21 protein-coding genes are annotated in these 21,845 nt (G+C 69.6%); 7 read left to right on the plus strand and 14 right to left on the minus strand.

The window, feature by feature from the left end:
- Window positions 1-2 precede the first annotated feature (2 nt).
- Together EW117_RS08080 and EW117_RS08085 are read right to left on the minus strand one after the other, a co-directional pair.
- Window positions 3-1,820, minus strand: coding sequence for an ABC transporter substrate-binding protein (locus EW117_RS08080; protein ID WP_129785507.1), 1,818 nt, complete (start codon window positions 1,818-1,820; stop codon window positions 3-5).
- 239 nt (window positions 1,821-2,059) lie between these two features.
- Window positions 2,060-2,509, minus strand: coding sequence for a cold-shock protein (locus EW117_RS08085; protein ID WP_129785509.1), 450 nt, complete (start codon window positions 2,507-2,509; stop codon window positions 2,060-2,062).
- 217 nt (window positions 2,510-2,726) lie between these two features.
- On the opposite strand from EW117_RS08085, the gene EW117_RS08090 reads away from it, so the two are divergent.
- Window positions 2,727-3,290: a histone deacetylase gene (locus EW117_RS08090; protein WP_242504156.1), complete on the plus strand. Its 564-nt coding sequence runs from the start codon at window positions 2,727-2,729 to the stop codon at window positions 3,288-3,290.
- Between the two features lie 9 nt (window positions 3,291-3,299).
- Window positions 3,300-3,854 carry a GNAT family N-acetyltransferase gene (locus EW117_RS08095; RefSeq protein WP_129785513.1) on the plus strand — a complete coding sequence of 185 codons (555 nt, stop codon included), beginning with the start codon at window positions 3,300-3,302 and terminating at the stop codon, window positions 3,852-3,854.
- Here EW117_RS08095 and EW117_RS08100 read toward each other — a convergent pair.
- The gene (locus EW117_RS08100) at window positions 3,814-4,602 is read right to left on the minus strand and encodes a GNAT family N-acetyltransferase (RefSeq protein WP_129785515.1); all 789 of its coding nucleotides are present in this window, start codon (window positions 4,600-4,602) and stop codon (window positions 3,814-3,816) included. The genes EW117_RS08095 and EW117_RS08100 overlap by 41 nt on opposite strands.
- A gap of 128 nt (window positions 4,603-4,730) precedes the next feature.
- Window positions 4,731-6,590 (minus strand): BCCT family transporter, encoded by a 1,860-nt coding sequence (locus EW117_RS08105; protein ID WP_129785517.1) that lies wholly within the window; start codon window positions 6,588-6,590, stop codon window positions 4,731-4,733.
- A 301-nt stretch (window positions 6,591-6,891) separates the two neighbouring features.
- Here EW117_RS08105 and EW117_RS08110 point away from each other — a divergent pair, with 301 nt between their 5' ends.
- Window positions 6,892-7,329, plus strand: coding sequence for a ribonuclease domain-containing protein (locus tag EW117_RS08110; RefSeq protein WP_242504157.1), 438 nt, complete (start codon window positions 6,892-6,894; stop codon window positions 7,327-7,329).
- Window positions 7,330-7,414: 85 nt separating this feature from the next.
- Window positions 7,415-7,825 carry a barstar family protein gene (locus EW117_RS08115; RefSeq protein ID WP_129785518.1) on the plus strand — a complete coding sequence of 137 codons (411 nt, stop codon included), beginning with the start codon at window positions 7,415-7,417 and terminating at the stop codon, window positions 7,823-7,825.
- Window positions 7,826-7,844: 19 nt separating this feature from the next.
- Here the strand turns inward: EW117_RS08115 and EW117_RS08120 are convergent, their stop codons facing one another.
- From EW117_RS08120 to EW117_RS08130, 3 genes are all read right to left on the minus strand, one after another.
- Window positions 7,845-10,184, minus strand: a complete 2,340-nt coding sequence (locus tag EW117_RS08120; RefSeq protein ID WP_129785520.1) for a beta-L-arabinofuranosidase domain-containing protein — start codon at window positions 10,182-10,184, stop codon at window positions 7,845-7,847.
- A gap of 79 nt (window positions 10,185-10,263) precedes the next feature.
- The gene (locus EW117_RS08125) at window positions 10,264-10,449 is read right to left on the minus strand and encodes a nuclear transport factor 2 family protein (protein WP_129785522.1); all 186 of its coding nucleotides are present in this window, start codon (window positions 10,447-10,449) and stop codon (window positions 10,264-10,266) included.
- On the minus strand, window positions 10,446-11,249 hold the full coding sequence (locus tag EW117_RS08130; RefSeq protein ID WP_129785524.1) for a methyltransferase domain-containing protein: 804 nt from the start codon (window positions 11,247-11,249) through the stop codon (window positions 10,446-10,448). The genes EW117_RS08125 and EW117_RS08130 overlap by 4 nt, the downstream gene beginning before the upstream one ends.
- Window positions 11,250-11,346: 97 nt before the next feature.
- Between EW117_RS08130 and EW117_RS08135 the strand changes: the two genes are divergently transcribed.
- On the plus strand, window positions 11,347-12,930 hold the full coding sequence (locus EW117_RS08135; protein ID WP_129785526.1) for a helix-turn-helix domain-containing protein: 1,584 nt from the start codon (window positions 11,347-11,349) through the stop codon (window positions 12,928-12,930).
- Between the two features lie 657 nt (window positions 12,931-13,587).
- On the opposite strand, the gene EW117_RS08140 is transcribed toward EW117_RS08135, so the two are convergent.
- Together EW117_RS08140 and EW117_RS08145 are read right to left on the minus strand one after the other, a co-directional pair.
- Complete coding sequence (locus tag EW117_RS08140; RefSeq protein ID WP_129785528.1) at window positions 13,588-14,061, minus strand: hypothetical protein; 474 nt, start codon at window positions 14,059-14,061, stop codon at window positions 13,588-13,590.
- Window positions 14,062-14,139: 78 nt separating this feature from the next.
- A complete protein-coding gene (locus EW117_RS08145; protein ID WP_129785530.1) occupies window positions 14,140-14,619 on the minus strand; it encodes a helix-turn-helix transcriptional regulator in 480 nt (159 codons plus the stop codon).
- Window positions 14,620-14,704: 85 nt separating this feature from the next.
- On the opposite strand from EW117_RS08145, the gene EW117_RS29360 reads away from it, so the two are divergent.
- Window positions 14,705-14,845, plus strand: coding sequence for a hypothetical protein (locus EW117_RS29360; RefSeq protein WP_165362577.1), 141 nt, complete (start codon window positions 14,705-14,707; stop codon window positions 14,843-14,845).
- Here EW117_RS29360 and EW117_RS08150 read toward each other — a convergent pair.
- Together EW117_RS08150 and EW117_RS08155 are read right to left on the minus strand one after the other, a co-directional pair.
- Complete coding sequence (locus EW117_RS08150; RefSeq protein WP_129785532.1) at window positions 14,842-16,113, minus strand: MFS transporter; 1,272 nt, start codon at window positions 16,111-16,113, stop codon at window positions 14,842-14,844. The two genes, EW117_RS29360 and EW117_RS08150, sit on opposite strands and share 4 nt — an antisense overlap.
- Window positions 16,110-17,477 carry an MBL fold metallo-hydrolase gene (locus EW117_RS08155; RefSeq protein ID WP_129785534.1) on the minus strand — a complete coding sequence of 456 codons (1,368 nt, stop codon included), beginning with the start codon at window positions 17,475-17,477 and terminating at the stop codon, window positions 16,110-16,112. Before EW117_RS08155 ends, EW117_RS08150 begins: the two co-directional genes overlap by 4 nt.
- 93 nt (window positions 17,478-17,570) lie before the next feature.
- Here EW117_RS08155 and EW117_RS08160 point away from each other — a divergent pair, with 93 nt between their 5' ends.
- Window positions 17,571-18,275: an ArsR/SmtB family transcription factor gene (locus tag EW117_RS08160; RefSeq protein ID WP_242504158.1), complete on the plus strand. Its 705-nt coding sequence runs from the start codon at window positions 17,571-17,573 to the stop codon at window positions 18,273-18,275.
- 49 nt (window positions 18,276-18,324) lie between these two features.
- On the opposite strand, the gene EW117_RS08165 is transcribed toward EW117_RS08160, so the two are convergent.
- From EW117_RS08165 to EW117_RS08175, 3 genes are read right to left on the minus strand one after another with little or no spacing between them, the layout of a single operon-like run.
- A complete protein-coding gene (locus tag EW117_RS08165) occupies window positions 18,325-19,800 on the minus strand; it encodes an NAD-dependent succinate-semialdehyde dehydrogenase (RefSeq protein WP_129785536.1) in 1,476 nt (491 codons plus the stop codon).
- Window positions 19,797-20,780, minus strand: a complete 984-nt coding sequence (locus EW117_RS08170) for a transketolase family protein (RefSeq protein ID WP_129785539.1) — start codon at window positions 20,778-20,780, stop codon at window positions 19,797-19,799. Before EW117_RS08170 ends, EW117_RS08165 begins: the two co-directional genes overlap by 4 nt.
- Window positions 20,764-21,696 (minus strand): transketolase, encoded by a 933-nt coding sequence (locus tag EW117_RS08175; RefSeq protein ID WP_129785541.1) that lies wholly within the window; start codon window positions 21,694-21,696, stop codon window positions 20,764-20,766. Before EW117_RS08175 ends, EW117_RS08170 begins: the two co-directional genes overlap by 17 nt.
- Window positions 21,697-21,845: the final 149 nt, after the last annotated feature.

Genomic DNA, 21,845 nt, shown 5'->3' on the forward strand with positions numbered 1-21,845 from the left:
CGTCAGTTGGCGGCGCGTGCCCACTGCTCGGCGTTCCACAGCACGCCGGTCTGGGCGGCCGAGTTGTGCACGTTCTCCAGGCTCGCGCTGCTGGCGATCACACCAGGGTGCGCGAACAGCGGGATGCCGTAGAGCGTGTCCCAGAGCTGCTTCTCGATGATCGGCAGCTGCTGGGCGTGCACCTCTTCGTCGACGGACGAGGAGAGCGTCTTCCACGCCTCGTCGACGACCTCGTCGGAGTACCCACCGTAGTTCTGCGTGCCGGGCGTCGAGTAGATGTTCTCGCCCGAGGCGATCTGGCCGGAGCCGGCCCAGGCGAAGAGCGCTACCTCGTAGTCACCGTTCGGCAGGGCCTTGTCGAAGAAGTCCGGTGAGGCGGAGTCGACGATGTCGAAGCCCACCTGGTCGCACGAGGACTTGATGGCCTCGACCTCTGCGGCACGACGCGGGTTCGGCGCGGCGTAGCCGATGCGGACCTTCTCGCCCTCCTCGAGGCCGGCGGCCTCGAACTTCTCCTTGGCGGCCTCGAGGTCGACCTCGTCGTACCGGCCGTCGTAGGACTCGGACACGACGTCCTCGTAGTTCTCCTGGAACGGGAAGACCTCGCGGGCGTTCATGACGACGGCGTCCGGGGCGATCGGCTTGATCAGGTCGTCCACGATCTTCTGGCGCGGCACGCAGAGCGCGAACGCCTCACGCGCCTCCAGGCTGTCGGCGAAGATGCCCGACTTGAAGTTGTAGTCGAGGTGCTCCCAGGTCAGGTTCTGGTTGGTGTCCACGTTCACGGCGTCACCGAGCTGCTCGAGCTGCGTCGTCGTGTCCACGGTCGGGCCGCTCGGCTGGATGACGTCGAGGTCGCCGTTGGCCAGGGCCTGGATCTGGGCGTCCGCACCGATGAAGCGGAACGTGAGCTCCTTCGTGGCGGCCGGCGTACCCCAGTACTCGGAGTTCGCCTCGAGAGTGATGTAGTCCCCGCTCTTCCAGCCGTCGGCCTTGAAGTCGTACGGGCCGGTGACGGGAGCGACCGCCGGGTCCGGGATCTGGCCCGGCTGCGTCAGCCAGCCCTCGTTCCAGAACTTGGCGGCCTTCTTCAGGACCGGCAGGTCGAGCTCCTGGATCGCGGTGACGAGCTCCTCGGTGGAGACGCCCGCCTGCTCAGCGACGACGTGCGCCGGGAGCGGCGGGTACGCGTGGATCTTCCAGTCGGCGTACACCTCCTCGTAGTCGTACGTGAAGGTCTTGGCGTCCGGGGAGTCCGCCTGCGGACCCTCGGGCACGTAGTCACCCAGCGACAGGCCGTCGATGTGGTTGAAGAGGGGCTTCTCGGTCCCGTCCTCCGTCACCTTGCCGTCCGTGGTGACCGCCCGGGCCGCCCAGTCGAGCGCGTAGTCCGCGTAGGTGACCGGCGTGCCGTCGGACCAGGTTGCCTCGTCGTTGAGGGTGTACTGGACCTGCAGCGGGTCCTCGGAGACGGCCTCGTAGGTGCCGTAGTTCTCGTCGGCGCAGATCGTGCCGTCAGTGCCGAAGTACCAGAAGTTGCCGAACAGCTGGTCCACGACCGCGCTGTTGTAGACGGAGTAGGCCTCGGGGGTCAGCCCGTTGTAGCTGAGGAACTCGTCCTCGATCGACATCTTGATCTCGCCGTCGGCGGTCTCGATGTCACCGAGATCGGCCTTGCACGGACCGGCGGTCGAAGCCGCGGTCGCGGTGGACTCCTCAGCTGGCGGGTCGTCATTGCCTGCCGGGCTGGTGCACGCCGAGAACAGCAGCGCGCCAGCGGCGGCCCCTGCGACGGCGGCGCTCAGTCGCCTGATCTTCAATGTTCCTCCTCAAGGGGATGCCGGCGTCGGACTACCTGCCGTGCGCCGCAGCGCGCGCCGGGGTGAGACGTCCGTCACCGTCATGGTTTCCGCTCACGCTACTCACGCGATGGGAGGGTTTGCCCGACTTGGCGTGGGGCGAATCTGATCGTTACCGACCTGATATCGGTCCGTAGCGGCTTACCTGAGACCCGAAACAGGGCGGTAACACCCCGGGTGCCTGCGCACGTCCAGACGTGTCACACCCAGCCGTGCGAGCGCGCCACCGCGACGAAGGCGCCGCGCGTGGCGAGCACCTGCTCGGCGGTGAGCGTGGGCACGCCGGCCAGGAGCACCTCGGTGACCTCGACGGCGAGCTCGCGCTCGGAGGGCGCGTCGCCGTCGGGCCGCGTGGCGGCGTCGGGCAGCGGCGGGAGGAAAGCGGGAGCCGGTGTGGCGACCCCGCCCGAGCCAGTGCTCGCCCCCACCATCGCCGGAACCGGTGCCGGCGCGACCAGGGTGACCGTCGAGGCCTTCAGGCCTCGGTCCCCGTCCTCCACCTTGAAGTCCACGACCGCGCCCACCGCGAGGTGGCGCTTGTCGAACTCGAGGTCGTTGACGTGGATGAACACGTCGTCGCCACCCGTGTCGGGCGCAACGAACCCGTAGCCGCGAACCTCATCGAATCTGATGACCTTGCCTTGAACCACGACACACACTCCGCCTCGTAAGAATCCCTGCGCCACAGAGTTTAGGACGCTTGTCCAACTCTGCCCTGTGAAACGCGCGTAAACCAGGCCTGGTTCCCTCACGGACGGCCACCACTTATCATGTATATCGTTTTGTGCCGTGCACCGGCACCGCAAACGATGCCGAGGAGATCGCCCGCTGAGCACCGAAGTCTGGTACGTGAGCTACGGGTCCAACATGGCCCGCGAGCGTCTGACCTGCTACTTGGCAGGCGGGCGCCCGCCTGGCGCGCGGCGGCACTACGCGGGCGCGCGGGACAGCTCCCCGCCCCGCGAGGACCGGGCGGTCCACCTGCCCGGACGTATCTGGTTCTCGGGCGAGTCGTCCGTGTGGAGCGGCGGTACGGCGTTCTACGACCACGACGCCGTCGGCCCGACGCCGGCGCGGGCGTACCGCATCACCGCGGGCCAGCTCGTCGACGTCGCCGCGCAGGAGATGCACCGCACCCCCGCGCACGACGACCCGCTGGAGGCGGTGCTCCTCGAGGGTCTCCACGGGCGGCATGCGGCAGGGCCGGGCCGGTACGAGACGCTGGTCGCCGTCGGACGCCTGGACGGCCTGCCGATGTTCACCTTCACGGCGCCGCACGGGCACACGGACGTGCCCCACGCGCCGCCGTCCGCCGCCTACGCGGCGATGATCGGGGCGGGCCTGCGCGAGGCGCACGGCTGGTCCGACGCCGAGGTCGCGACCTACCTCTCGAGAGTCGCCCCTCGCGACGGCGCCGCCCGGCGGCGTTAGCGTTCCTGCATGACGATCCGCGCGCTGGAGACCTCCGAGGTGCTACGGCGCGCGGACGAGATCGCGCGGATCTTCCAGCGCGCCTTCGGCTACTCGGACGAGCGCCGCGACCACTTCCGGGACACGCGGCTCGCCTACCTCCCGCTGTACGACGGCGCGCTGACGCTCGGCGCGTTCGACGGCGAGGCGCTCGTCGGATTCGTGTACGGGTTCGACTACCAGCCCGAGCACTGGTGGCCGCAGCAGGTCGGGCCTGCGCTCGCGCGAGCGGGCCTCGACGCCTGGACCCAGGACGCGTTCGAGCTCAACGAGCTGGAGATCCTGCCGGAGCACCAGGGCCGGGGCCTGGGCACCGCCCTGATGACCGAGCTGCTCCGCCGGACCCCGCACCGGCACGTCCTGCTGTCCACCACCGCCGACCCCGCCGACCGCGCCAAGGTGCTCTACCGCCGGCTGGGGTTCGTGGACCTCGTGCCGGGATTCCGGTACGCCGGTGTGTCGGAGCCGGCGAACATCATGGGCTTCAGCGCGCCCAGACGTAGGGCGTCGTCGTGGACACCTTGACGAAGCCGTAGCGTTCCAGGATGGGCCGCGAGTACTCGGTCGAGTCGCTGTGGATCAGGGTCTTGCCAACCGCCAGGGCGGAGCGCGCGCGGGCCGCCGTCAGCGCCCGGTAGATGCCGCGCCCGCGCCACTCCTGCCGGGTGCAACCGCCCCAGATCCCCGCGAAGTCCGTGTCCGCCACCGGCTCCAGCCGGCCCGCGGTGACGATCTGCCCCTCGGCCTCCGCGACCCAGAGCTCCATGCCGTCGTCGAGAGCCTGGCGACGCAGGATCGCGTTCGCCGTCCTGTCGGACGGCGGGTCGCCGAACACCTCGTCCGCCATCGCGGACATCGCACGGACGTCGGGTTCCTCCGTGATACGGCGCAGGGTGACGCCGTCGGGCAGCGGGACCTCCGCCGCGAGCGCTGCCGCCTCTCCGATCATGATCGACTCGGGCTCCTCCGGGACGAACCCGTGCTCGAGCAGAGCTTCGTGCAGGCCCGGGGCCTGGTCGTGGCCGCGGGTCTTCCACTCGACCTTGGTGATGCCGCCGTCGGCCCGGAAATGGGCGGCGGCCCCGGCGACGAGCTCGCGAACCCCTGCCTCGCCGGCCCCCTCGAGGCCGCGGTAGGTGACGAATCCGCGCCCGCCCAGGAATGTCACCACACGCAGCGGCCCGAGGCGCGCGACGGAGATGGCGCTCGGAGTCTCGGCATCGGTGCGGAGCTGCTCGTCGTAGGCCCGGAGCAGGTGGGCGGCGTCGGTCATGGGCCCACGGTCCGCCGTCGGCCCGGACCGCAGCAAGCGATTAATGCCGGCTTGGTTGTGGGCGTGATCGTTGCGCCTATAACGGGCGTGTCGTCGCAACGATCCCGCCCACAACCAAGCCGGGCGGGTCAGTCCTTCGCCAGCGTGCCGCTCTCCGCGACGACAGGCACGCCGTTCGCCGGCGTCGTCGGGGTGTCGTCGACGTCCTCCTCGGCGTCCTCCTCGGCGGCCGACGCCGACGTGGAGAGCTCGAACGGCTCGCCGTCGTGCTTCTCGACGCCGGTGTCCACGGTCTCGCGGAGCACGTGTGCGGCCAGCTCACCCTTGAGGACGAGCGGGTCGCGCGACAGGTCCTTCCACAGCGCGACGCAGAGCACGAGCATCACGACGACGAACGGCAGCGCCGAGACGATGGTGATGTTCTTCAGGCCGGTCAGGGCGGCGGTAGGGTCGTTGCCGCCTGCGAGCAGCATCGCGGCCGCGACGGCGCCGGTGCTCACGCCCCAGAACACGACGGACTTCCTCGTGGGGTGCTCGGCGCCGTTCTCGGCCAGCCCGCCCATGATGATGGAGGCGGAGTCCGCGCCGGTGACGAAGAAGATCGCCACGAGCACGACCGCCAGGCCCATCAGGACGAGCCCGACCCAGCCGGGTACCGACAAAGCGCCGAGCGTCTGGAAGAGGATGAGGTCGAAGTTGATGTCGGCCCCTGCCTCACCGATGGCCGCTAGCGCGCCGCCGGCGTCCCGCGCCTGCTCGGCCCGCTCCTGCAGGCCGATCGCCCCGCCGCCGAAGATAGCGAACCACAGCGTGGAGACGATGGACGGCACCAGCAGCACGCCGACGACGAACTGGCGCACGGTGCGGCCGCGCGAGATGCGCGCGATGAACGGGCCGACGAACGGCGTCCAGGAGACCCACCAGGCCCAGTAGAAGATCGTCCAGGTGCCCATCCAGTCGGACAGGGACTGGTCGCCGGAGGCCGCGGTCCGCGACGCCATCTCGGGCAGGTCGCCCACGAAGGCGCCCAGCGATGCGGGCAGCACGTTCAGGATGAACAGGGTCGGCCCGCCGATGAAGACGATGATCGCGAGCACCAGGGCGAGCCACATGTTGGCGTTGGACAGCCACTGGATGCCTCGCTCGATGCCGGAGACCGCCGAGATGACGAACAGGGCGGTCAGGATCGCGATGATGACGACGAGCCCGGCGGTGCCGACGGTGCCCAGGAAGCCGGAGTGCTGCAGCCCGCCGCCGATCTGCAGGGCGCCGAGGCCCAGCGAGCAGGCGGAGCCGAACAGCGTCGCGAGGATCGCCAGGATGTTGATGACCCGCCCGCCGACGCCGTTGACGGCCTTGCGCCCGAACAGCGACGTGAACATCGAGCTGAACAGCTGCGCGCGGCCTAGCCGGTAGGTGCCGTAGGCCATGCCGAGGCCGACGATCGCGTACATGGCCCACGGGTAGAGCGTCCAGTGGAACAGCGTGGTGCCCATGGCGGTGGCCGCGGCCTCGGGGGTGGACCCCTCGACCGTCCCGGGCGGCGGCGACATGTAGAAGTACAGGGGCTCACCCACGCCGTAGAACATGAGGCCGATGCCCATCCCGGTCGCGAACATCATCGCGATCCAGGAGGAGGTCTTGTACTGCGGCTTCTCGCCGTCCTGGCCGAGGGTGATCCTGCCGAACCGGCCCATCGCGACGACGAGCACGAACACGGTGAACACCGTGGCGGCGATCACGAACAGCCAGCCGAAGTTCTGGAGCACGCCGGCCAGGGCCGAGTCGGCCACCGTGCCGAGGGAGGTGGGGCTCGCGAAGCCCCAGACGATGAACGCGACGGCGATCAGGCCGGCGACGCCGAACACGATCTTGTCGACACCGACGCGCTGCTCGGACTCGGAGCGACCCAGCGCCGCCCGCTCGACACGACGCGCGGCGCGTTGGACCTGGCCAAGTAAGGACTTTGTGGATTCTGAAGTACTCATCACAAGGGCACCCCTTCCGCCCTCTGACTACGAGCGGTCACACCGGGGTGCCATGACTCCTTTACGTATGACGCGGCGAACACAGAGCGCTTCACGCTAACACCACATCGATTTTCACCCCTCACCGGCCGGAGGGTCCCTTGCAGGAGGGCTCTGTCAAGGACTCGCGGCTGAGATCCAAGCACCAGAACCGGACGTAACGGACAGGTAAAATTCACCCGCAGGTGGGTGCGTCGTCGGGTCCGCGTCGACTGGGCGGGTGAAGATTTCCCCGGTATTCCCAACCGAGAGGGAGATCAGCGTGTCCGAGAAGAACAGCGGCCTGTCCGAGAAGAACAGCATCGTGTCCAGCCTGGTCAGGATGATCGTCGTCCTGACCACCATGGTCGGCTTCGTCGCCGGCGGCGTCTCCGCCGCTCCCGCGGCCGAGGCGGACGTCTTCGACTCCTGCACGCACAGCGGCTGTGCGGAGGCGTACTCGTCGAACTCGATCTGGAGCTCCAAGGGCTACCCGAGCACGCGCGGCTGGGTCAGCTGGCCCGACGGCCAGTGCAACTTCGCGGGCGGCGTGCACCGCAACGCCGAGGGCCAGCTGCCCGCCGGCCACTCCTACCTCGAGTTCGACGTCACGCCGCGTGCCTGCGGCGCCGCGCGGCAGTCCTACCGGCTCGTCCTGGACCGCACCACGGGCGTCGTCTACTTCTCGCCCAACCACTACGGCGACTTCTACCGGATGTGACCCGGCCCGTGTGCTGCGTCCGGCCCGACAAAGGCCGGACGCAGCACACGGTTTCGGCCCTGAGCAGGACGGATAGCCTCGGACCATGACTCGTGACCTCCCCGTGCTCGTCATCGACGGAGCGCGGTTCAGCGACCTCGACGGCTTCGCCCGCGAGTTCTCCCAGCTGCTGAGCGGGTACACCTGGCGAGGAAACCTCGATGCCCTCAACGACGTGCTCCGCGGGGGTTACGGGACCCCCGCGGACGGCTGGGTACTGAGGTGGGTCAACGCGGACACGTCCCGGGCGGCACTCGGTCACGCAGAAACGGCCCGGCGGCTAGAGCGGCTCCTGCCCTCCGTCGACCCCTCGAACCGCGCGGCCTTCGAGGCGCGGCTCGATGATGCACGCCGCGGCGAGGGCCCGACATTGTTCGACGAGATCGTCGCCATCATCCGCGAGCACGGACCGGGTGGCCGGGAGTCGGAGGACGGGATCCGGCTCCAGCTGAGCTGAGGGTCCGTCCGGATCTGCGTCAGCTCTCCTGCAGGACCAGCTCGACGGCCAGCAGGTCGCCGCTGTCCGCGCCGTTTACCGCCTCGACGCGGAACGTCACCTCGCCCGGGGCGCCCGCCTCGCGCACGACCGACGTGAGGTCGTACTCGTGCTCGGCGGCGCCCTCGCCGTCGGCCGGCGCGGTCAGCGTGCGGGACGGGCCCACCTCGACGCCGTTGAGGAGGATCCTGCGCCGGCTGGCGGCGCGGTCGACGAAGCGCGTCCGCACCACGGCCGCGCCGTCGGGGCAGCGGAGCCGGTACTGGAACCAGCCCGTCGTGCTGCGCCAGTGGATCCCGTCGGCCCCGCCGGCACGGGTCCGCTCCCCCGCGAACCCGTGGTCCACCTCGGGCTGCTGCTCGCCGGCCGCCACTTTGTCGAAGACCGCGGACGCGGTATCGGCGTCGTCGAGGTCCCGGAGCACGGCCAGGGCAGGAGACGGGTCGGCGTCGGCCGCGAAGTAGATGCTGTAGCGCTCGTCGTGGATGCCCGCGAAGGGTTCGAGCAGCACGGTGGAGGGAACGAGCTCGCCGGACCGTTCGCGAAGCACCTCGAGCTCGAAGGTCAGCGTGCGCTCGTCGACGGCCGACACTGCCGCCTCCGGCGGCTCGGCGGCCACGATGCCGCTGCGCCGCAGCGGCACCTTCCGGCCGTGGGCCACGTGGTCCATGCGGCCCGGCCCCGCGACGAGCCCCTTGAGATCTGCGCCGCCGTCGCGCGACGCGAGCACCACGGGGCCGTAGCGGAACGCCACCCAGCCGGACCCGTCGGGCAGCTCCTCGGCGACCAGCCGGGGCGCGAGCCGGATCGTGACCGACGTCGTGCCGCTCCAGGTCCGGGCGACCTCGGCGTAGCCGTCGACGACGACCGCGTCGACCGGCTCGTCGTCGACGCTCAGGCCTACGAGCTCCGCCCACGACGGGACGCGGAGGCGCAGGCTGCGGGCCTTCGGTGCGGCCGACGTGACGACAACGCGGGCCTCGTCGCGGAAGGGCAGCTCGGTCGACAGCTCGACCCGCAGGCCCTCCTCCGTCCAGTCCAGAACCGACGGCGTGTAGAGCTCGACGCGGAGGTCGGGCCCGTCGTGGGTATAGATCAGCTCGTTGTACCGCGTGTGGCCCTCGAGGCCTGACCCGACGCAGCACCACATCGACAGGTGCGGGCGGGAGTACACCCGATAGTGCGCCGGGCGCATCGGCGTGAAGTACACGAAGCCCCCGCGCCGGGGGTGGACGGACGAGACCACGTGGTTGAACAGCGCCCGCTCGGCGAGCTCGACGGCGGCGCCGTCGTGCCGGCGATCGAGCCGCAGGCGTGCGAGCTCGACCATGTTGTGGGTGTTGCAGGTCTCCGGCCCCTCGCGGTCGGTCATCACCTCGGTGAAGTCCGACGACGGATGGAAATGCTCACGCACGCTGTTCCCGCCGATCGCCAGCGTGCGGCGCTCGACCACCGAGGACCAGAAGGCATCGGCCGCGGCGGCGAACTGCGCGGCGCCCGGGTCGCCGTCCAGGTCGCCGTTCTGTGCCAGGTCGGCCAGGCGCTGGTAGCCCAGCACCTTGGGGATCTGCGTGTTGGCGTGGAGCCCGTCGAGCGGGTCGCCGCCGTCGGCCAGCGGGTCCAGCAGCCTGTGGTGGGCCAGCCGCTGCCCCTCGGCGATGAGGTCCTCGCGGCCGGTCAGTACGCCCAGCTCGACGAACGCCTCGTTCAGCCCGCCGAACTCGGCGGTGAGAATCTGCTCGACCTGCTCGTCGGTGAGGGCCTTCGTGACCGACAGCCACCAGTCGGCCCACCGCGTCGCCATGGTCAGCGCGCGTTCGGACCGGCCGTGGGTCGCCGCGTCGATGAGGCCCGCGAGCGTCTTGTGCAGGTTGTAGACGGGGACCCACCGGCCGTTGAGGGAGAACAGGTCGGCGTCGATGCGCCCGGCGGCGAGCTCGTCGCCCAGGGTGGGTCCGTCCGGCACACCGCCGACATAGCCGGTGCCGACCGCGTCCTGGCAGCGCTCCAGCACGTCGAGCAGGTGCTCCATGCGGTCGTGCAGCACATCGTGGCCGGTCACCGCCCACAGCTTCGCGTGCGCGGACAGCACGTGACCCCCGATGTGGCCGTCGAGGCCCCCGCTCTCCCAGTCGCCGTACGGCTCGGCCCGGCCGTCGATCCCCGCCGCGGCAAGGAACGGGGCGAGGAGCCGGTCCAGGTCGATGTCGAGTACCGCCTCCAGCGCCCGCTGCTGGACGGTGGCGAACGGTCCGGGGCCGAGCCGGACGGTTCCCAGCGGGAACGTCCGGCCGGTGGTTACGGGGTATGCGGTGCTCATGGACGGTCTGCCTCCTTGCAAGGTCGCACGGCTCCGTCGCCGGGCTGTGCTGAGAACGGCGCGACTCTACTGGGAACGATCACGGCCGGGTATCCGTACCAAGATCCGAGCCACCTCCACGGGCTTGCCGGAACAGGTCGTGGACGATGCGCCAGTTGCCGCTCGTCTTCGAAAGGTGCAGGTGGTCCAGGTATTCCGCGGTCGCGACCTGGGCCGAGGCGATGTTTCCTTCGACGTGATGCAGCGCACCGATGGCGGTGTTCACTCGGGCGTCGCGACCAGCACGTAGCCGGTCAGCGGAATCGTCAGCCGCTCCTCGCCCTCGGTGCGGAACGGCTCGTAGACGGCATAGGAGTCCGAGATGATCGCGTCCAGTTCGGCCTGAGACAGCCGGTCGGCGAGAGGTGTGGCATTCACCTCGGTGTGCACCATCGCCTCCACGGACGGGAAGCTCGCCGGCCGCTCGTAGTCGTGGACCGCGGTCACGCGAAGCCGTGCCGCCGCGCACCGCTCGCGCATGAGGTCACGGTCCCCGAGCACCCAGTAGGTCCCAAGCATCCGCAAAGCGTCCTCTCCGGCATGCCGGGCCACCATCTCTATCCACGGACCGTAGGCAGGCTGGTCCTCGCGGAGGTCGAACACCTGCACCGCGACCCTCCCGCCCGGTCTGGTCACGCGTCCCATCTCACGCAGCGCACCGACAAGGTCAGGGAAGAACATGGCGGCCGACTGGCAGGTGACGACGTCGAAGGAGTCGTCCTCGAACGGCAGCGCCGCCACGTCGCCCTGCCGCCAGGGCAGGTCGGGTCGAAGTCGGGATGCCACCGCGAGCATGGCCTGGTTCAGGTCGAGCCCGGTGACGTGCCCGGTCGCCCCGACGCGCTCCGCGGCACCCCGAGCGACGATCCCGGTCCCGCAGGCGACGTCCAGTACGTCCTGGCCGGCCCGCACGCCGACGGCGTCCAGTACGGCGTCGACCCAGTGGCCGAACAGGGCAGGGACGAAGCGTTCCTCATAGAGCTCGGCCTGCTCGGGGGTGATCTGGAAGGTTTCGGTGGTTGCCATGGTGGCCTCCTTTGCCGGGTACTCCTTACGGTGGCCGATCGGGGCTCGCGCAGCATCGGGCAGATGACCCATTCGACATCCGGCCCATAATGAGGGCGTGGGCGAGGAGGACCCCCGTCTGCTCGAGCGGCGGGCGGAACAGTGCGCCGAGGCCGGCGACTATGCGGCGTCGTTGGCCCTGCGCGAGCGCGCCTTCGCCCAGTGGCGAGAGCGTGGCGACCTCCGCCGCGCGGCCTACCTCGCGGCCTACCAGATCGCCTTCGACCATCTGGCGCTCTTCGGCAACCTGGCGGTCGCCCGGGGCTGGATCGAACGCGGCACGCACCTGGCGGAGCAGGCGGGCGACTGTGCCGAATCCGGCTGGGTCGCGCTGTCCCGAGCGCTGTACACGGCAGACCCGGCGGTACGAGCGGAGCTCGTCGGCGAGGCGATCCGTCTCGCACAACGTTTCGGCGACGACGACCTCGGGTTCGACGCGCTCGCATACGCCGGCCTGGCCCTGGTCGAGGAAGGAAGGGTCACCGAGGGGATGCGCCACCTCGACGAGGCCGCAGCCGCTGCTCGCGGAGGCGAGGTCAGGAGTCCGGTGGTGGCGGGGGAGATCTACTGCAAGCTGCTGGTCGCCTGCGAGAGCACCCTCGACGTCCGACGGGCCGAAGACTGGCAGCCAGTCACGTCCCCGCTCGGGGCCCGGCCCGCCGTGGCGTGGGCATCCGCGATCTGCCGCACGCACTACGGAGGCATCCTGGTGGTTGCCGGGCGCTGGGACGAGGCCGAGCACGAGCTCGAGGAGTCGCTGCGTCTCTACGACGCCAGCTATCGAGCGCTCCGCTCCGCGGCGCTGGCGCGGCTCGCCGAGCTCCGGACACGGCAAGGACGGCTGAGCGAGAGCCGCGAGCTGCTCGCCGGGCAGATCTTGGACGCCTACGCCGTGCGGCCACGGGCGCGGACGGAGTGGTTGGCCGCGGGCGACGCCGCCGAGCGCGGTCTGGTGGCCGCACGGCTGGAGCGTGCGTTGGACCGGCGCAGCATGCGTCTGCTCGACGTGCCGGTGCTGGCTCTCCTCACCGAGATGCAGGTGGCCTGCGGTGACGTGCCCGCAGCGACGCGGACCGCGCGAACCATGGTCCAGCTGACCTCCGCCGACCCGGTCGACGCTCTGGTGGGCTACACCTGCCAGAGCAATGCCTGCGTGGCCGCAGCCGCAGCCGGAGGTCAAGGATCGGCGCACGAGGTCGTCGTGGACGAGATGGAGAGCGCGATCGCCAGCTTCGCCGCGGCACGACTCCCGTTGGAGTCAGCGACGGCCAGGCTCCGGCTCGCCGAGCTCGTGCACACCGAGGACCCGGCGCTGGCGAGGGCGGAGGCCAGGACCGCTGCGGAGTCTTTCGCCTGGCTCGGCGCGAACATCGAGCTGGACCAGGCCACCGCGCTCCTGCGCAGGCTCGGCGGCCCGGGGCGAACCGGCATACGCCGTGGCGAGGTGCTCACCGACCGCGAGGCGGAGGTGCTTGCCCTCGTCTCGCAGGGTCTGAGCAACCCGCAGATCGCCCAGAGGCTCTACATCAGCCCCAAGACCGCCTCCCACCACGTGAGCAACCTGCTGGCCAAGCTCGGGGTCCGGAACCGCGCGGAGGCGGCCGCGTGGGCAGCCGCACGCGACGGAACCGGGCGTCGCTGAGGGGTTGTGCGCCGACCGGTCGGTCGCCGGGCTGGCGACGGCGCGACTGTGCGGGAACGGTGACAGGCCGGGGGTCCGTGCCGCTAGCCAGGGCCCTGACCTGCGCCGGAGCCCCAACAGTCAGACGTTGAACTGTGCATGGTCGCTCTGACCTGCTGGTTCACCGTCAGATGGAGCACCATGGGGGGAATCAGGGCGTCCGCTCGCGATGGATATGCAGGACTGGCTTTCACCGGAGCGAGGCCGACGACGAGGACCGGGTCAACCATCATCTGGTGTGTGGCGTACGGTTTTGGGCCGATCGTGTCGACCACCGGCGCGGCGAGCTCGTCGAGAGCCTTCAGCGCTTCGGCTCCGGCCTGCGCCTGCCCCGCACAGGTCGCCACGAGCGCCACGACCGGCGTGCCGCGTCGCTCATGGGCCACATCCGCGTTCCGGCCTGCACGAGCAGCCCGAGCGGATGCAGGAGGAACTCGAACGAGGTGACGATGCCGAAGTTCCCGCCACCGCCCCGCAGCCTTCCGCCCGGATGGTCTGCCGCGGTACATCCACGCGAGCGGCGCGCAGGTCGGACAGGTCGATGACGATCCCGTCGTCGCAGAGGGCGTGACCGGCGACCGCGTGCCTGCCCCGCGGACGGTCACGTCCAGGTCGTTGTCACGCGCGTACCGCACGGCGGTGATGACGTCCGCGACGCCGCGACACCGTGCGATCAACGCGGGACGGCGATCGATGTGACCGTTCCAGATCTTGCGCGCCTCGTCGTAGCGCGGGTCGCCAGGCCTGATCAGATCGCCTGCTATCTCGACGTTCATCGGTTGACTCCCCATCGTGCGGGGTGTGGTCAGAATCGACCGCAAGCAGGTAGTTGCGTACCTGGACAGCGCCCGAGGCGAGGCAGCCGGGGACAAAACCCCACTGGCCGGTCGCCACCGCGTAGGCGATCCATACAGGCTGCACACCGCCGCCGACCAGCCAGGCCCAGGAGTGGTGTCGACCGGCCGCCCACAGCGCCAGCACTTGCAGCCCGGTCAGCACCCAGGCCCACATCCGGCTGGACTGCGGTGTGCTCAGCACCAGCGTGGACACGCAGGCGCTCAATGCCAGCGCTCCAGTCAACCGGAAGATCATGCCGTTTACGCTACGGATCCCCGGTGCTCGTCCGCTTCACCAGAAATCACCAACTGCGCGCGGACCCCGCTGGTTAATTCAGGCCAGGTCATGTTCGTAGGCATAGGAGGCTGCCGCTGACCGCGACGTGATCCCGAGCTTGCCGAAGATGTTGGCCACGTGGCGGGCGACGGTGTGCTCACTGATCACCAGGTCCGTCGCGACCTGCCGGTTGGAGCAGCCCTTGGCGATCAGGCGCAGCACCTCCATCTCGCGTGCGGTCAAGCCGCCGCGGGTAGCCGGGCTCGAGGGAACCCGCAGCGCATTGACGCGCGCGACATCTGGAGCTGCGCCCAGCCGCCCGAAGGCCGCCCCCGCTGTGTCGAACTCCCGCTCGGCCGTAGCAAGATCGCCCAGCTCCCGCGCGGCCATGCCGACGTGCACCTGCGCCTCGGCAGCCTCGTACGGGCAGGACAGCTCATGGAAGATCGCACGTGCGTTGCGCAGGAGAGGCAACGCGGCTTCGGCAGCGCCCAACACGCTCAACATCTCCATCGACGGGGCGCGTGCGCTGACCATGCTGGCGGACCTTCCCGGTGTGGCGGCCTCGGCCGGCTCTGCCTGCCACGCCGGGCAAGACACTCCCTCCACGGTCCTGACAGCCATGGGCATCCCCGCCGACCGGGCCCTGACCGCGATCCGGCTCTCCGTCGGGCGCTGGAGCACCCTCGACGAGGTCGAGCAGGCGGCGACACAGATCGCCATCGCGGCGTCCCGACCACGGCGTCCCACCGCAGTCGCCTAAGTGGCGCGCTGGTGGGTCTCGTACATGCGTACCGCCACGACGACGGCCGAGACGGCGCTGACGGCAGCGGCCGTCCAGACGGCGGCGTGCAGGCCCATCAGGTCCGCGACGATCCCGCCGAGGACGGCGCCCACCGTGTAGCCCAGGTCGCGCCAGACCCGGTAGACACCCACGGCCCGGCCACGCCACGCGGGGTGGGCGACGTCGCCGATCACGGCAAGCAGGGTCGGGTAGACCAGCGCCGTGCCGGCGCCGAGCAGCACGGTGCCCGCCGCCCAGCCGCCGAACCCGTCGGCCATCGCGATGATCGCCAGGGCGGTGGCCTGCGTCGCCATGCCGGCGGTGATCAGGTGCTTGCGCCCGATCCGGTCCGACAGCGCCCCCGTGGCAAGCTGGCCCGCGCCCCACACCGCCGGGTAGAGCGCGAAGAGCAGCCCGATCCGGTCCACCGGCAGGTCGGCGGTGGCGAACAACAGCGGGAACAGGCCCCACGAGAGCCCGAAGTTGAGGTTGTTCACCAGCCCCGCCTGGCTCGCCGAGGACAGGGCAGGTTCCTTGAGACTGGTCTGGACGACGATCTGCCGGTCGGTCAGCGCGGCGTGCAGGTGGTCGTGCAGCCCGTCGGCGCGGGGCACGTGCCCGCCGGCCTCCAGCGTCGCGTGGTCACGGGTCTCGCGCACGAAGATCCCGGACAGCAACAGCGCCAGGGCGGTGTAGGACAGACCGAGCAGGAACGGGGCCGGCCGCAGCCCGTACTGCTCGGCAAGATACCCGGCCAGCAGCGACGTCACGGCCACCGCGCCGTAGCCGGCGGCCTCGTTCAGCCCCATGGCCAGCCCACGTTGCTTCGGGCCGACCAGGTCGATCTTCATCACCACGGTCGTGGACCACGTCAGGCCCTGGTTGATCCCCAGCAGCACGTTGGCCGCCACGACCCAGCCCCAGTCGGGAGCCCAGATCAGCAGGAGCGGGACAGGGACGGCGAACAGCCACCCGGCCACCAGGACGGGTTTGCGCCCGTACCGGTCGGAGAACGTTCCGGCGACATAGTTGGCGATCGCCTTGGAGATCCCGAAGGCGGCCACGTAGGTGAAGATGAACGTGTAGCCGGTCAGGCCGAACTCGTCCTCGGCGAGCAGCGGCAGCACTGTCTGCTGCTGCCCGACCATGCCACCCACGAGGGCGTTGATCGCCACCAGCAGGGTGAACTGGGCGGCGTTGGCGCGCAGCCCCAGCCGGATGGGCCGGCTCGTGGACGGGCGGTTCATGCCCCGACTTGCAACGAGTGGCCGGCGGCCGCGGCCCAGTCATCGGACCCGCCGGAAAGGACGCGGACATCGGTGTGTCCGGCGTGCTCCAGGATGCTGGCCGCGCTCATGGCACGTTCACCGTGACCGCACATCACCACCAGTGGCCCATCGGGCACCTCGGTGACCCGGCCGGGCAGCGCTCCGAGCTCGACGTTGCGGGCTCCAGGCACGTGGCCGCCGGCGAACTCCGCGCCCTGACGTACGTCGAGCACGGCAAGGTCCGGCTCGTCGGCCAGCTGCCGGGCGTCGATCAGCGCCGTGGTGGTCGGCTGTCCTGCCTGGGTCCACGCCGCCATGCCTTCGGCGAGCTCCCCGGCCAGGATGTCGAAGCCGACGTTGGCGGCGCCCCAGACGATGTCCTCCACGTCCTGGCCGGGGTCGCGGACGATGATCACCGGCCGACCGGGGTCGGCCAGCCACCCCAGCCAGGTGGAGAAGACCGGCCGCAGCGCGATCGACAGCGACCCGGGCACGTGACCGGCGGCAAAGTCGGCCGCTGCCCGCACGTCCGCGACCTGAGCCCCAGCATCGACCAGGTCCTGCACCCGCTCGACGGACAGGGGTTCCAGAGGTGGTGTGTCGCCCAGGACCGCCGGTCCCTGGCGGTTGATCGCTCCTAGGCGCAGGAAGTAGTCGGGGAAGGTGCCCAGCGATCCCAGCAGGGCCGCGACGAACGCGTCCTCGTCCGGGACCTGCAGCAGCGGGTTGGTGGTCCGTTCCTGACCGATCGTGCTCACCCGCTGCCCGCCGGTTGCCGCCGAGCAGAACGAACCGGCGCCGTGCGTGGGCCACACCGGGGTCTCGTCGGGCAGCTCCATCAGTCGTTGCAGCGAGTGGTACTGCGCCCGGGCCAGCGGAACCGTCTGGTCCGGACCGACCAGGTCGGTGCGCCCAGCGGTACCGACCATCAGCGAACCTCCCGTGAACACCCCCACGACCCGTTCGCCGTCCAGCAGCAGGTAGGACAGGTGCTCCGGGGAGTGCCCGGGCGTGTGCATCGCCTGCAGAGTCAACGCGCCGACCCGCGCGGTGTCCCCGTCACGCAGACCGGTGACCTCGAAGCCGCGCGGCCCGATCTCCGGAGCCACCACGCTCGCGCCCTCGACGGCGGCCAGCTCCCGGACCCCGGAGATGAAGTCGGCGTGCAGGTGGGTCTCCATCGCCCAGGTGATGCGCAGTTCGCGCCGCCGGGCCGCGGCACGGACCTGCCGCAGGTCCCGTTCCGGGTCGACCACCACGGCGCGCCCGTCGCCGACGTCGAGCAGATAGGTCGAGTTGCCCAGCCCCTCATCGATGACCGGGATCAGGTCGAACCAGCCCATCGCCACTCACACTCCCTGGTTCCGCACGTCGCCAAGTACGCTGATCTTCCAGAAGAACCTGGAATACGAACTCAGCCAGTGTTCCATAAAACCTTGGAGGACGGTGTGGGGGATCGGCAGAAGAAGGCCGAGCTGTTCGAGCAGCTCGCCCGGGTCGGCAAGGCCCTGGGCAACGGCAAGCGGCTGGAGCTGCTGGACCTGCTCGCCCAGGGAGAGCGGAGCGTGGAGAACCTCGCGGCGACGGCAGGCCTGGGCCTGACCACGGCCTCGGCGCACCTGCAGGTACTCAAGCAAGCCGGCCTGGTCCTCACCCGCCGGGAGGGGACCAAGATCTACTACGACCTGGCCGGTCTGGACGTCGCTCGCCTCTACGAGCACATACGCACCGTGGCGACCGACCGCGTCGCCGAGGTCAGGCAGGCTCGCGACGGATATCTCGGCACCGATCACACCCTGGCGACCGATGCGACGCAGGCGCAGGAGGTCGGTCGCGACGAGCTCCTGGCCATGGCAGCCAGCGGCCGGATCACCGTGATCGACGTGCGCCCCGTCGAAGAGTATGCCGCGGCCCACATCCCCGGAGCGGTGTCCATCCCGCTGGAAGACCTGCACCAACGTCTGGCCGAACTCCCCGCGGAGCAAGAGATCGTGGCCTACTGCCGCGGCGCCTACTGCGTTCTCGCCTACGAGGCCGTCGACCTGCTGCGCACCCAAGGCCGCCAGGCCCGCCGCCTCCAGGACGGCATGCTGGAATGGCGCCTGACCGGCCTGCCGATCGACGTTGGCGAGGCCGCCTGAGCCGGGAGGCGGCGTCGAGGGTGGGCGGGCGGACGGAGCGAGGCTGACTTCATGACTGGGCGTTCGTGGCGGGGATGAAGCTGTACTTCGTCTCGAGGTATTCGGCGATCCCCTCCGCGCCGCCCTCGCGCCCCATCCCCGAATGTTTCGTACCTCCGAAAGGGGCAGCCGCGTTGGAAATGAGGCCCGCGTTGATGCCCATCAAGCCGGCCTCCACGTGTTCGATCAGTCGGTGCGCACGCTGCAGGTCCTTCGTGTATGCGTATGCGGCAAGCCCGTACTCGGTGCCGTTGGCGAGTGTGATCGCCTCGTCCTCGTCGGCAAAGGTGGTGATCGAGATCACTGGGCCGAAGATCTCTTCCCGGTAGAGGCGCGAGCTCACCGGTACGTCGCTGACGATGCTTGGTTGGAAGAATGTCCCTTCTCTCTTCAGCGGCTCTCCACCCGTGATGATGCGCGCGCCGGCAGCGACGGCGTCCGAGACGAGCTCGTGGGTCTTGCGCACGGCGGCGGCGTCGATCAGGGGTCCGATCTCCACGTCGGGTTCCGTGCCGGGACCTATCCCGAGTGCGCCGACCCGTGTAGCGAGCTTCGCGGTGAATTCGTCCGCGATCGACATGTGTACGAGGAAGCGGTTCGCTGCGGTGCATGCCTGCCCGGTGTTGCGGAACTTCGCCGCCATCGCGCCATCGACCGCGGCGTCCAGGTCCGCGTCGTCGAAGACCAGGAACGGGGCGTTGCCGCCCAATTCCATTGACGTACGCAGTACGTTGTCCGCGGCTTGGCGCAGGAGAGTCTGCCCCACGGACGTTGACCCGGTGAAGCTCAGCTTCCGCAGTCGGGTATCGCGGAGCAGGGGGGTCGACACGTCGGCGGAGCGCGTCGTGGTCACGACGTTCAGCACGCCCGGGGGCACGCCAGCTTGGTCGAACAGCGCCGTGAGGTACAGCGTGGTAAGCGGAGTGAGAGCCGCCGGCTTGATGACCACGGTGCAGCCCGCGGCGAGCGCAGGAGCGATCTTGCGCGTGGCCATGGCCAGCGGAAAGTTCCAGGGCGTGATCAGGTAGCACGGGCCCACTGGACGACGGGTGACCACCATCGTGCCCGTTCCCTCGGGAATTGGGGTGTAGCGGCCTTCGATCCGGACAGATTCCTCGGCGAACCAACGGAGGAACTCTGATCCGTACCGCACCTCCGTGCGGGACTCCGCGAGCGGCTTGCCCATCTCGAGGGTGATCAGCAAGGCCAACTGCTCGGCGTGCTCCTGTACGAGCTGGTAGGCACGGAGAAGCAGGTCGCTGCGCACCCGTGGGGCGGTGTGTGCCCACTCGGCCTGTGCGGCTGCCGCCGCGTCCAGCGCGCGCAGTCCGTCGGCGGCGTCGGCGTCGGCGATATGGGCGAGCGTGCGACCGGTCGCAGGGTTGGCCACGTTGAACGTCGCTCCCGCCTCGGCTGCCTGCCACTGCCCATCGACGTAGAGCCCGCGTGGCACCTTGTTCAGCAGTGCTTCAGTTTCCGGAGTCATCGGATCCCCTCTTCGCGCGTTGCTGCGCCAGATGAGGCAATCGCTGCCTCATGCGTTGTCACTGCGGACCGCACTTGTTCTGCGACGCGCTGAGCTGACAGCCCGTACTTGTCGAGAAGGAAGTCATCGGGCCCCGACTCCGACCACTGGTCGTCAAGACCCAGCCGCACCACACGGGGAGACGTCGGGTAGTTGCCGAGCACTTCGCAGACAGCCCCGCCGAGTCCACCGATCACGGTGTGCTCCTCGACCGTGATCAACAGGGACGCGCCCTTGAGCGAGTCCAGCAAGGATGCTTCGTTCAGCGGCTTGATCGTCGGCAGGTGGACGACCCGCGCGCGGATGCCTGCGGCGGCGAGGAGGTCGGCTGCCTCGACGACCCGCGAGGACTGCACGCCGGTCGAGACCAGCACGATGTCGCCGTCGGCGCGCAGCGTGACGGCTTCTCCCAGGCGGAAGGTGTAGTCGTGAGGCAGCACCTGGCGTACCGCGTCGCGCGCGATACGTACGTAGACAGGTCCTTCGTGGTCCGACGCCCACCGGGTGACCGCCGCCGCCTCTACTTCGTCGGCGGGTGCGAGGACAGTCATGTTCGGCATGGCTCGCATGATGGCGAGGTCCTCCACGTCCTGGTGCGTCTTGCCGCTGCTGCCGTTGAGCAGGCCGCTGTATGCGCCGGCGAGTCGCACGTTGGCGCCGGTCTGGGACACGAGCATGCGGATCGGGTCGAGAGCGCGATGAGTGAGGAAGACGGCGAAGGTTGACAGCCACGGACGGTATCCGAGCGTGGAGAGTCCGAACGCGATGCCGACCATGTTCTGCTCGGCGATGCCTACTTCGATAAATCGGTCGGGAAATTCTCGAGCGAACCGGTCCGCTTTCGTGGAGTTCGCGAGGTCACCGTCGACCAGCACGATCGAGGGATCGGTGAGTCCGATCTCCGCGACTGTGTCACCCCAGACGTCACGCTGCGCTTTCATCGGTTTCTCCCTCGATCATGAGCTCGGCGCGTGCGGTCGCGAGCTGTTCCTCGCTCGCCACGCCGTTGTGCCATGTGTAGGTGCCTCGGGTGAAGGAGATCCCCTGCCCTTTAATCGTGCCGGCCAGGATCACTGTTGGCCGGGTTGTCGCTCGTGCGTTCTCTCCCGCCTCGTCGAACGCGGCAAAGATGGCGGCGAAGTCGTGGCCGTCGATCTCGATCACGTTCCAGCCGTAGCCTCGAAAGATGGCCGCGAGGTCGACGTGCGCCCAGGGTTCACTCCGGTCGAACCGGTCGCGACCGTCGACAGCTGGCCAGCCGAACTGCTGCAGCCCGTTGACATCGACGATCGCGGTGAGGCTGCTCAGCTCGAACCGGCTCGCGGAGTTGACCGCCTCCCACACCATCCCCTCCTGCAGCTCGCCGTCTCCGAGCATCACCCAGGTGCGGAACGCCTGACCGGCCATGCGGGCGCCGAGCGCGATCCCGACCGCTGCGGAGAGCCCTTGGCCGAGGGAACCGGTGGAGACGTCGATCCCCGGGGTGAGCCTCATGTCGGGGTGGCCCTGCAGGCGCGAGTCGCCGTGGTCGAAGGTGGCGAGCTCGGCCACAGGAAAGTATCCACGCAGCGCGAGCACGCTGTACAAGCCGATGGCCGAGTGCCCCTTGGAGAGCACGAAACGGTCGCGGCCGGGCGCGTCAGGCCGGTGCGGGTCGATGTTCAACTCACGGAAGTAGAGAGCAACGACGAGATCGGCCATCGACAGCGGTCCGCCGATGTGGCCGGCCTTGCTCTGCGCGACGGTGTTGAGGATGTGCCAGCGCACGTGCCGGGCTATGCGGTGAAGGTCGACGCCGGCTGCTCCGGAAGCCCGGGCGTCGCTGGGTGGGTCACTGAGAGAGACGTCTATGTCCATGCACCCACCATACCGATCTTCGGACACAGTGTCCATATTATTGCACGCTCATGTTCATAGCTGCGCCTCACAGGGCTGCATCAGGACCGACATGCCAATGTTTTGGACGCGTGTCCACATAATGCGACGTCCGCGCGCCGAGGCGCATG

The sequence above is a fragment of the Promicromonospora panici genome (genome assembly GCF_900608595.1).
GTDB classification, from domain to species: Bacteria; Actinomycetota; Actinomycetes; order Actinomycetales; family Cellulomonadaceae; genus Promicromonospora; species Promicromonospora panici.

What these genes read in the sequence shown, in the direction of transcription:
- EW117_RS08090 (WP_242504156.1), top strand. Translation starts at nt 2,727, where the DNA reads ATGGCCCGCGAGCGTCTGACCTGCTACTTGGCAGGCGGGCGCCCGCCT.
- EW117_RS08095 (WP_129785513.1), top strand. Translation starts at nt 3,300, where the DNA reads ATGACGATCCGCGCGCTGGAGACCTCCGAGGTGCTACGGCGCGCGGAC.
- EW117_RS08100 (WP_129785515.1), bottom strand. Translation starts at nt 4,602, where the DNA reads ATGACCGACGCCGCCCACCTGCTCCGGGCCTACGACGAGCAGCTCCGC.
- EW117_RS08105 (WP_129785517.1), bottom strand. Translation starts at nt 6,590, where the DNA reads ATGAGTACTTCAGAATCCACAAAGTCCTTACTTGGCCAGGTCCAACGC.
- EW117_RS08115 (WP_129785518.1), top strand. Translation starts at nt 7,415, where the DNA reads ATGACTCGTGACCTCCCCGTGCTCGTCATCGACGGAGCGCGGTTCAGC.
- EW117_RS08120 (WP_129785520.1), bottom strand. Translation starts at nt 10,184, where the DNA reads ATGAGCACCGCATACCCCGTAACCACCGGCCGGACGTTCCCGCTGGGA.
- EW117_RS08130 (WP_129785524.1), bottom strand. Translation starts at nt 11,249, where the DNA reads ATGGCAACCACCGAAACCTTCCAGATCACCCCCGAGCAGGCCGAGCTC.
- EW117_RS08140 (WP_129785528.1), bottom strand. Translation starts at nt 14,061, where the DNA reads ATGATCTTCCGGTTGACTGGAGCGCTGGCATTGAGCGCCTGCGTGTCC.
- EW117_RS08145 (WP_129785530.1), bottom strand. Translation starts at nt 14,619, where the DNA reads ATGGTCAGCGCACGCGCCCCGTCGATGGAGATGTTGAGCGTGTTGGGC.
- EW117_RS29360 (WP_165362577.1), top strand. Translation starts at nt 14,705, where the DNA reads ATGGGCATCCCCGCCGACCGGGCCCTGACCGCGATCCGGCTCTCCGTC.
- EW117_RS08150 (WP_129785532.1), bottom strand. Translation starts at nt 16,113, where the DNA reads ATGAACCGCCCGTCCACGAGCCGGCCCATCCGGCTGGGGCTGCGCGCC.
- EW117_RS08155 (WP_129785534.1), bottom strand. Translation starts at nt 17,477, where the DNA reads ATGGGCTGGTTCGACCTGATCCCGGTCATCGATGAGGGGCTGGGCAAC.
- EW117_RS08165 (WP_129785536.1), bottom strand. Translation starts at nt 19,800, where the DNA reads ATGACTCCGGAAACTGAAGCACTGCTGAACAAGGTGCCACGCGGGCTC.
- EW117_RS08170 (WP_129785539.1), bottom strand. Translation starts at nt 20,780, where the DNA reads ATGAAAGCGCAGCGTGACGTCTGGGGTGACACAGTCGCGGAGATCGGA.
- EW117_RS08175 (WP_129785541.1), bottom strand. Translation starts at nt 21,696, where the DNA reads ATGGACATAGACGTCTCTCTCAGTGACCCACCCAGCGACGCCCGGGCT.